This window comes from Thauera sp. 2A1, assembly GCF_009469595.2.
GTDB lineage: Bacteria > Pseudomonadota > Gammaproteobacteria > Burkholderiales > Rhodocyclaceae > Thauera.
This window is the reverse complement of the sequence record NZ_SSXV01000043.1, coordinates 1-5,377: the sequence shown is the minus strand read 5'-3', so window position 1 is coordinate 5,377 and position 5,377 is coordinate 1. Positions and strand designations below refer to the sequence as shown.

The following is a 5,377-nucleotide window of genomic DNA, read 5'->3' as shown; positions in this document are numbered from 1 at the left end:
ACGCACGAACGCCCGAGACCAGGAGTGGTCTCGGGCGTTGAGTGATGGGGTTAGTCTGACGATGACCTACTTTCACGAGGGCGGACCTCACTATCATCGGCGCGGTCTTGTTTCACGGTCCTGTTCGGGATGGGAAGGGGTGGGGCCAAGACGCTATGGTCGTCAGACTGTGACTTGTTGCTCGGCGCGGGGTGGCGCGGAGCCAAAGTGGGGGAGAAGTGTGAGTTGTGTGATTGAGTTAAAGCGAGTTGGCTTTAGGGATAAGGTTATAGGATCAAGCCGCACGGGCAATTAGTATCGGTTAGCTTAACGCATTGCTACGCTTCCACACCCGACCTATCAACGTCGTGGTCTTCGACGACCCTTCAGGGGGCTCGGGGCCCCGGGGAAGTCTCATCTTGAGGCGAGTTTCCCGCTTAGATGCTTTCAGCGGTTATCTCTTCCGCACATAGCTACCCGGCGATGCGACTGGCGTCACAACCGGTACACCAGGGGTGCGTTCACTCCGGTCCTCTCGTACTAGGAGCAAGCCCTCTCAAACTTCCAGCGCCCACGGCAGATAGGGACCAAACTGTCTCACGACGTTTTAAACCCAGCTCACGTACCACTTTAAATGGCGAACAGCCATACCCTTGGGACCGGCTACAGCCCCAGGATGTGATGAGCCGACATCGAGGTGCCAAACTCCGCCGTCGATGTGAACTCTTGGGCGGAATCAGCCTGTTATCCCCAGAGTACCTTTTATCCGTTGAGCGATGGCCCTTCCATACAGAACCACCGGATCACTATGACCTGCTTTCGCACCTGCTCGACGTGTGGGTCTCGCAGTCAAGCCTTCTTTTGCCATTGCACTATCAGTACGATGTCCGACCGTACCTAGAAGACCTTCGTACTCCTCCGTTACCTTTTGGGAGGAGACCGCCCCAGTCAAACTGCCCACCATGCACTGTTCCCGACCCGGATTCACGGGCCTGGGTTAGAACCTCGACGACACCAGGGTGGTATTTCAAGGTTGGCTCCACGGCAACTGGCGTCACCGTTTCATAGCCTCCCACCTATCCTACACAAGTCCCGTCAAAGTCCAATGCAAAGCTACAGTAAAGGTTCATGGGGTCTTTCCGTCTAGCCGCGGGGAGATTGCATCTTCACAAACATTTCAACTTCGCTGAGTCTCAGGAGGAGACAGTGTGGCCATCGTTACGCCATTCGTGCAGGTCGGAACTTACCCGACAAGGAATTTCGCTACCTTAGGACCGTTATAGTTACGGCCGCCGTTTACCGGGGCTTCGATCAAGAGCTTGCACCCCATCACTTAACCTTCCGGCACCGGGCAGGCGTCACACCCTATACGTCCACTTTCGTGTTTGCAGAGTGCTGTGTTTTTAATAAACAGTCGCAGCCACCGATTCTCTGCGGCCCCTTCGCCCTTCGGATGTACTCCTACAAGCTAACGGGGCATACCTTCTCCCGAAGTTACGGTATCAATTTGCCGAGTTCCTTCTCCTGAGTTCTCTCAAGCGCCTTGGTATTCTCTACCAGCCCACCTGTGTCGGTTTGCGGTACGGTCACTCTATGACTGAAGCTTAGAGGCTTTTCCTGGAAGCCGGGTATCACTCGCTTCGGATCCGAGGATCCTCGTTATCATGCCTCAGCTTAGCCGCGCGGATTTGCCTACGCAGCACGCCTACACACTTGAACCACCTATTCCAACAGATGGCCGAGCTAACCTTCTCCGTCCCCCCATCGCATCATAGAGCGGTACAGGAATATTGACCTGTTTCCCATCGACTACGCATTTCTGCCTCGCCTTAGGGGCCGACTCACCCTGCGCCGATGAACGTTGCGCAGGAAACCTTGGGCTTACGGCGAGGGTGCTTTTCACACCCTTTATCGCTACTCATGTCAGCATTCGCACTTCCGATACCTCCAGCATCCCTTACGAGACACCTTCGCAGGCTTACGGAACGCTCCCCTACCACGTGTCAAAGACACATCCGCAGCTTCGGTTCATGGCTTGAGCCCCGTTACATCTTCCGCGCAGGACGACTCGACTAGTGAGCTATTACGCTTTCTTTAAAGGGTGGCTGCTTCTAAGCCAACCTCCTAGCTGTCTAGGCCTTCCCACCTCGTTTGCCACTTAGCCATGCATTTGGGACCTTAGCTGGCGGTCTGGGTTGTTTCCCTCTTGACACCGGACGTTAGCACCCGATGTCTGTCTGCCGTATATCACTTTGCGGTATTCGGAGTTTGCTATCGCGGGGTAGATCGCAATGACCCCCCCAACGATTACAGTGCTCTACCCCCGCAAGTGTCCGTACGACGCACTACCTAAATAGTTTTCGGGGAGAACCAGCTATTTCCGGATTTGTTTAGCCTTTCACCCCTATCCACAGCTCATCCCCTAACTTTTCAACGTTAGTGGGTTCGGACCTCCAGTACCTGTTACGGCACCTTCATCCTGGCCATGGATAGATCATCCGGTTTCGGGTCTACGCCCAGCAACTCTGACGCCCTTATCAGACTCGCTTTCGCTACGCCTCCCCTACTCGGTTAAGCTCGCTACTGAACGTAAGTCGCTGACCCATTATACAAAAGGTACGCAGTCACCCCTGCACAAAGAACCCTACGGGTTCTTTGTCCTGCACAAGATCTATTTCGAACTTGTTCTTTTGACTCGGCTTGCGCCTCGTCGAAAGAACCCGAAGATGCTTTGTGCAGGGGCTCCCACTGTTTGTATGCATGCGGTTTCAGGATCTATTTCACTCCCCTCCCGGGGTTCTTTTCGCCTTTCCCTCACGGTACTGGTTCACTATCGGTCGATCACGAGTATTTAGCCTTGGAGGATGGTCCCCCCATCTTCAGACAGGATTTCTCGTGTCCCGCCCTACTTGTCGCACGCTCAGACCCGCCACCGGCTTTTCGCATACGGGACTATCACCCTGTATCGTCGGACTTTCCAGACCGTTTTGCTAAGCTGATGGTTTAGTCGTGCAGGCTCTTCCGCGTTCGCTCGCCACTACTTGCGGAATCTCGGTTGATTTCTTTTCCTGCGGCTACTTAGATGTTTCAGTTCGCCGCGTTCGCCTCCTCAGACCTATGGATTCAGTCTGGGATACCCCTTGCGGGGTGGGTTTCCCCATTCGGACATCGTGGGATCAAAGCTCTATTGCCAGCTCCCCCACGCTTTTCGCAGGCTTACACGTCCTTCATCGCCTGTGATCGCCAAGGCATCCACCACATGCACTTAGTCGCTTGATCCTATAACCTTAGATCCTCTGGCGCGCTTTCACGCGCCGAAGATCCGGCCATAGGCGAACTCGCTTGTGCGATCCCACCACTGCTGACAACGGCGATGGGATCAATGCAATCACACAACTGTGCAGCACACCGGCTCGATGTACTGCACACTTCTTCCACTTTGTTAAAGAGCAAACCTCAAACAACCGACAGCACCGCTGCCGATCAAGAAGTCAGACAGTCCGACGAGTCCCCTCATCGCCCTGTCTGACTTCTCGAACCCTCGAGACACCTGGTGGAGCTGGTCGGGATCGAACCGACGACCTACGGCTTGCAAAGCCGCCGCTCTCCCAGCTGAGCTACAGCCCCTTCTCGAGCACCTAAAAAAGCGTGGTGGGTCTGGTTGGATTCGAACCAACGACCCCCGCCTTATCAAGACGGTGCTCTAACCGACTGAGCTACAGACCCTCTGCGCCTTCGAGGCTCTTGGTCTGAACAACCGATAAGCTGTGGATACTTGGCCGCCGCAGCCTTTCTCTTGAAAGGAGGTGATCCAGCCGCACCTTCCGATACGGCTACCTTGTTACGACTTCACCCCAGTCATGAATCTCACCGTGGTAAGCGCCCCCCCGAAGGTTAAGCTACCTACTTCTGGTGAAACCCACTCCCATGGTGTGACGGGCGGTGTGTACAAGACCCGGGAACGTATTCACCGCAGCATGCTGATCTGCGATTACTAGCGATTCCGACTTCACGTAGTCGAGTTGCAGACTACGATCCGGACTACGATCGGCTTTAAGGGATTAGCTCCACCTCGCGGCTTGGCAACCCTCTGTACCGACCATTGTATGACGTGTGAAGCCCTACCCATAAGGGCCATGAGGACTTGACGTCATCCCCACCTTCCTCCGGTTTGTCACCGGCAGTCTCACTAGAGTGCCCAACCAAATGATGGCAACTAGTGACAAGGGTTGCGCTCGTTGCGGGACTTAACCCAACATCTCACGACACGAGCTGACGACAGCCATGCAGCACCTGTGTCCAGGCTCCCGAAGGCACCCTCGCCTCTCAGCAAGGTTCCTGGCATGTCAAGGGTAGGTAAGGTTTTTCGCGTTGCATCGAATTAATCCACATCATCCACCGCTTGTGCGGGTCCCCGTCAATTCCTTTGAGTTTTAACCTTGCGGCCGTACTCCCCAGGCGGTCGACTTCACGCGTTAGCTACGTTACTCAGTGCATTGCTGCTCCGAACAACTAGTCGACATCGTTTAGGGCGTGGACTACCAGGGTATCTAATCCTGTTTGCTCCCCACGCTTTCGTGCATGAGCGTCAGTACAGGCCCAGGGGGCTGCCTTCGCCATCGGTGTTCCTCCACATCTCTACGCATTTCACTGCTACACGTGGAATTCCACCCCCCTCTGCCGTACTCCAGCCTTGCAGTCACAAACGCAGTTCCCAGGTTAAGCCCGGGGATTTCACATCTGTCTTACAAAACCGCCTGCGCACGCTTTACGCCCAGTAATTCCGATTAACGCTCGCACCCTACGTATTACCGCGGCTGCTGGCACGTAGTTAGCCGGTGCTTCTTAGTCCGGTACCGTCATCCATGTCCTATGTTAGAGAACACGATTTCTTCCCGGCCGAAAGAGCTTTACAACCCGAAGGCCTTCTTCACTCACGCGGCATGGCTGGATCAGGCTTGCGCCCATTGTCCAAAATTCCCCACTGCTGCCTCCCGTAGGAGTCTGGGCCGTGTCTCAGTCCCAGTGTGGCGGATCATCCTCTCAGACCCGCTACGGATCGTCGCCTTGGTGAGCCTTTACCTCACCAACTAGCTAATCCGACATCGGCCGCTCCAATCGCGCGAGGCTCTTGCGAGTCCCCCGCTTTCTCCCTCAGGACGTATGCGGTATTAGCGTACCTTTCGATACGTTATCCCCCACGACATGGGCACGTTCCGATGCATTACTCACCCGTTCGCCACTCGCCGGCAGGCCGAAGCCCCCGCTGCCGTTCGACTTGCATGTGTAAAGCATGCCGCCAGCGTTCAATCTGAGCCAGGATCAAACTCTTAAGTTCAATCCTACAAAGTACTCAAAATACTGACTTAATCAGCATGAGCACCAATCATTGCGAAAC

Annotated in this window: 2 tRNA genes and 3 rRNA genes; all 5 read right to left on the bottom strand. The window is 55.0% G+C overall.

From position 1 onward, the window contains the following. Positions 1 to 53 precede the first annotated feature (53 nt). Positions 54 to 167, bottom strand: a 5S ribosomal RNA gene (gene rrf / locus GH664_RS21785). 103 nt (positions 168 to 270) lie between these two features. Further along, positions 271 to 3,258, bottom strand: a 23S ribosomal RNA gene (locus GH664_RS21780). A 272-nt stretch (positions 3,259 to 3,530) separates the two neighbouring features. After that, positions 3,531 to 3,606, bottom strand: a tRNA-Ala gene (locus GH664_RS21775). Positions 3,607 to 3,628: 22 nt separating this feature from the next. Continuing rightward, positions 3,629 to 3,705: transfer RNA gene (locus GH664_RS21770), tRNA-Ile, on the bottom strand. A gap of 73 nt (positions 3,706 to 3,778) precedes the next feature. Then, a 16S ribosomal RNA gene (locus GH664_RS21765) occupies positions 3,779 to 5,317 on the bottom strand. The 16S, 23S and 5S rRNA genes sit together here with 2 tRNA genes alongside, the layout of an rRNA operon. Positions 5,318 to 5,377 lie beyond the last annotated feature (60 nt).